General features: G+C 33.2%; 1 pseudogene. It reads left to right on the top strand.

The features are described from left to right. Positions 1-304, top strand: a pseudogene (locus tag AOA60_RS33225) (hypothetical protein); the annotation flags it as partial.

Consider the following 304-nt stretch of genomic DNA (forward strand, 5'->3'; position numbering starts at 1 on the left):
AATAAACTACGAGAGTTTTCATCAAGAGATCCCTACGCAATCTGTCTACCTTAGTATTGATAAGGATGTTTTAGACAAAAAATTCGCTCATACTAATTGGGACCACGGCAATCTCACTCTTCCAGATTTACAAGCGATTTTACATATTGTTTTTAGAACATACAGCGTTGAAGGAATAGATATATGTGGAGAATATACACTTACACCAATGGAATACCTTCAACCCGAGGGTAGAAAAATAGCCAACTTAAATAAAGAAACAAATAGAATTATCATTGAGACATTAATTTCATTAATGGAACAA

The organism is Pseudomonas sp. 2822-17 (assembly GCF_002742485.1).
GTDB lineage: Bacteria > Pseudomonadota > Gammaproteobacteria > Pseudomonadales > Pseudomonadaceae > Aquipseudomonas > Aquipseudomonas cyclaminis.